Source organism: Streptomyces sp. RP5T (assembly GCF_003933965.1).
In the GTDB taxonomy this organism is placed as follows: Bacteria; Actinomycetota; Actinomycetes; order Streptomycetales; family Streptomycetaceae; genus Streptomyces.
The window spans coordinates 1-3,578 of the sequence record NZ_RSAJ01000741.1 but is presented as its reverse complement, the minus strand read 5'-3'; the positions used below and the strand labels follow the sequence as shown (position 1 = coordinate 3,578).

The following is a 3,578-nucleotide window of genomic DNA, read 5'->3' as shown; positions in this document are numbered from 1 at the left end:
TCTCGGTGGTGTCCGCCATCAGGACCCCAGGTTCTTCTGGGCGTTCGTCCAGCGCGTGCCGAGGTCGTCGAGGAAGCCGTCGAGGCTGCCCTTGCGGGCTCCGCGGGCGAGGTCGACGAGGTTCTGGCGGTACTCGGGGGCGTAGATGCCCACCTCCGAGTCGCTGTCGATCTGCTTGACCCGGGCGCCCTTGGCGTCGTCGACCTCGATGAGCTTCACGCCCTGCTCCTCGTACGGCTTGAGGACCTCGGGCATGGGGGCGTTCTTCAACGGGGAGATGGCCAGGTTGTCCCGCCCGTACGTCGACTTGTCGGTGAACCAGTCGATCCAGGCGCGGGCGGCCTCCTTGTACTTCGAGTGGACGTTGACGGCCTGGTTGTAGTCGGGGGCGACGGTCGCGCAGAACTTGCCGTCCGTCCGGGACGGGAACGGCATGAAGCCGATGTCGTCCGGGTCCACGCCGGCCTTCCTGGCCGCGTCCTGGAACTGCACGATCGCCCAGGTGCCGAGCCACTGGGTGGCGATCTCGCCCTTGGCGGTACGGGGCTTGGACTCCTCCCAGTTGCTGGTCGTGGGGTCCTTCTCGACCAGCCCCGCCTTCACGATGTCGTGGAGCAGGGTGTCGCCCACGCGCAGGTCGGCGCCCTTCGCCCACGGGTCGCCCTCGGCGAGCTTCGTGGTGGCCTGCGGGTCGCAACTGACGGCGCCGTCGACGTACGTCCAGGAGGTGAGCGTCCAGCCGGCCGCGAAGTTGGTGTAGTACGGGATCGCGTCGGTCTTCGCCTTGATGGCCTTGAGGTCGGCGATGAACTCGGCCGGGGTGGTGGGCCATGCGGTCACCCCGGCCTCCTTCCAGATCCGCTTGTTGTAGACGAAGCCGGGGGCCACGCCGATCGGGCTCTGGCCGTAGACCTTGCCGTCGACGGTGGTGTAGTCGGTGAAGCGGTACTTCTTGCCGCGTTCGGCAGCGGTGCCCAGGGAGGCGAAGAACCTCGGGTAGTCGGCCTTCTTGATGACCGCGGGGATCAGCAGGACGTCACCGTAGTTCTCGGTGTTCATCCGGATCTTGACCTCGGCCTCGTAGTTGGTGAGGCCCTCGAACTCCACCTTGACCTTGGGGTAGGTCCTGTTGAACTCGGCGGCGTACTTCTTCATGGTGCCGTCCTGCACGAGGTCGGTGCGGACGGTGAGGACCTTGATGGTCCCGGTGACCTTCGACGGGTCGTCAGGGGCCTTGGCTTCGGCCCCCTTCGACGCGCCTCCGGTGCCGGTGCACCCGGGGATCAGCAGGGCGGTTCCCACGGCCAGGGCCAGGGCTGTTCGGCGGTTCATGTGCATCAGCTCCGTTCACGGGACGGACGAGCACGAGCGGGTTGGCTGGTTCGGTACTCTGACAACGTTTTCTTAACCGGTAAAGTCCGTATCGCGCCAACGATGCCAAAAAGCTTCCGCAGTACTGGACTTGATCGGTTTAGGAGTGCGTACATGCTTCAGGCCACACCGCTCACCGAGGGATGGATCCTGCGGCACGAGGGGGGTGCGCTGCCGGCCGTCGTACCGGGTTGTGTGCACACCGACCTGCTGTCGGCGGGGGTGATCCCGGATCCCTTCCTCGGGCGCAACGAGAGCGAGGTCGCGTGGGTGGGGCGGCGCGAGTGGATCTACGAGAGGGACCTAGCGCCCACGAACGGGCATGAGCAGACCGATCTCGTCTTCGACGGCCTGGACACCGCGGCCGAGGTCCTCCTCGACGGCCGGCTCCTGGGCCGGACACGGAACATGCACCGCTCGTACCGCTTCGACGTGACCGGCCTGTCGGGGCGGCTCGCGGTGCGGTTCGTCTCCGCCTACGCCGAGGCCGAGGCGGTGCGGTCGAAGCTGGGCGAGCGGCCCGCCGCGTACGCCGAGCCGTATCAGTACATCCGCAAGATGGCCTGCTCGTTCGGCTGGGACTGGGGGCCCACGCTGGTGACGGCCGGGATCTGGCGGCCGGTGCGTCTGGAGCGCTGGTCGACGGCCCGGCTCGCACGGGTGCGCCCGCTGGTGACCGTCGAACAGGGCGCGGGGATCGTCGAGTTGGCGGTGGAGGTGGAGCGGGCCAGGGTCGAGGCGCCGCTGACCGTGGAGGCCTTCGTGGGCGGGGTGCGGGCGCGCGCCGCGATCGAGGGGACCTCGGGGAGCGTACGGCTCCAGGTGCCGGACGCCCGGCTGTGGTGGCCGCGCGGGTACGGGGAACAGCCGCTCTACGAAGTCGAGTTGAGGCTGCTGCACGAGGGCCGGCCGCTGGACGTGTGGCGGCGGCGGGTGGGCTTCCGGACCGTGGAGCTGGACCGGTCGGCCGACGAGCACGGCACGGGGTTCACGCTCGTCCTCAACGGCGAACGGCTCTTCGCGCGCGGCGTGAACTGGATCCCGGACGACGTGTTCCCCTCCCGGATCACCCGTGAGCGGTACCGGGAGCGGCTCGGGCAGGCGGCCGACGCGGGTGTCGACCTGGTACGGGTGTGGGGCGGGGGGCTCTACGAGAGCGAGGACTTCTACGACGCCTGCGACGAGTTGGGGCTGCTGGTCTGGCAGGACTTCCCCTTCGCCTGCGCGGCCTATCCGGAGGAGCAGCCGCTCCGGGGCGAGGTGGAGGCGGAGGCCCGGGAGAACGTCGTACGGCTGATGCCGCATCCCTCGCTCGTGCTGTGGAACGGCAACAACGAGAACCTGTGGGGTTTCCGGGACTGGGGCTGGGAGGCGCGGCTCGCCGGGGACTCGTGGGGCGAGGGGTACTACCTGGGGGTACTGCCCCGGGTGGTGGCCGAGTTGGACCCCACGCGGCCGTACGCGGCGGGCAGTCCCTGGTCGGGGTCGTGGGAGCACCATCCCAACGACCCGGCGCACGGGACGCACCACTCGTGGGAGGTGTGGAACCGTCTCGACTACGCCGGGTACCGCGACAGCGTCCCGCGGTTCGTGGCCGAGTTCGGCTGGCAGGCACCGCCCGCGTACGCCACGTTCGCGCGTGCGCTGCCCGGGGAGGAGCTCAAGGCGGACTCCCCCGGGGTGCTGCACCACCAGAAGGCGGACGACGGGAACGGGAAGCTCCGGCGGGGTCTGGAGCGCCGTTTCTCCTTCCCCGAGGGGGACTTCGACCGCTGGCACTACCTCACGCAGGTCAACCAGTCGCGGGCCGTGGCCGCCGGGATCGAGCACTGGCGGTCGCACTGGCCGGTGTGCGCGGGGACGGTGGTGTGGCAGCTCAACGACTGCTGGCCGGTGACGAGTTGGGCCGCGGTAGACAGTGACGGGCGGGAGAAACCGCTCTACCACGAGCTGCGGCGACTGTACGCGGATCGGTTACTGACGGTTCAGGAGCGAGGGCCGGGGCTGGTGTTGGCGGCCGTCAACCAAGCGGGCGACCAGTGGTCCGGGGTGCTGCGGTTGCGGCGGATGTCAGTGGACGGCTCGGTACTCGGCCAGACCGAGGTCCCCTTCCACGCTGCCCGACGAGCGGTGGCGGAGGTGGCGGTACCGGCGGAGGTGGTGCCGGCGGGAGCGAAGGAGTTCCTGGTGGCGGACGTGGGTGGGGG

General features: G+C 69.5%; 2 protein-coding genes. One reads left to right on the top strand and one right to left on the bottom strand.

The genetic code is table 11. The annotated features are described in order from the left end of the window. Positions 1-18 precede the first annotated feature (18 nt). Positions 19-1,332 carry an ABC transporter substrate-binding protein gene (locus EHS43_RS40195; protein ID WP_125195488.1) on the bottom strand — a complete coding sequence of 438 codons (1,314 nt, stop codon included), beginning with the start codon at positions 1,330-1,332 and terminating at the stop codon, positions 19-21. Between the two features lie 153 nt (positions 1,333-1,485). On the opposite strand from EHS43_RS40195, the gene EHS43_RS40190 reads away from it, so the two are divergent. Beyond that, positions 1,486-3,578: glycoside hydrolase family 2 protein (locus EHS43_RS40190; protein ID WP_148104229.1), on the top strand; the 2,093-nt coding region annotated here is incomplete at its 3' end.

What these genes read in the sequence shown, in the direction of transcription:
- EHS43_RS40195 (WP_125195488.1), bottom strand. Translation starts at nt 1,332, where the DNA reads ATGAACCGCCGAACAGCCCTGGCCCTGGCCGTGGGAACCGCCCTGCTG.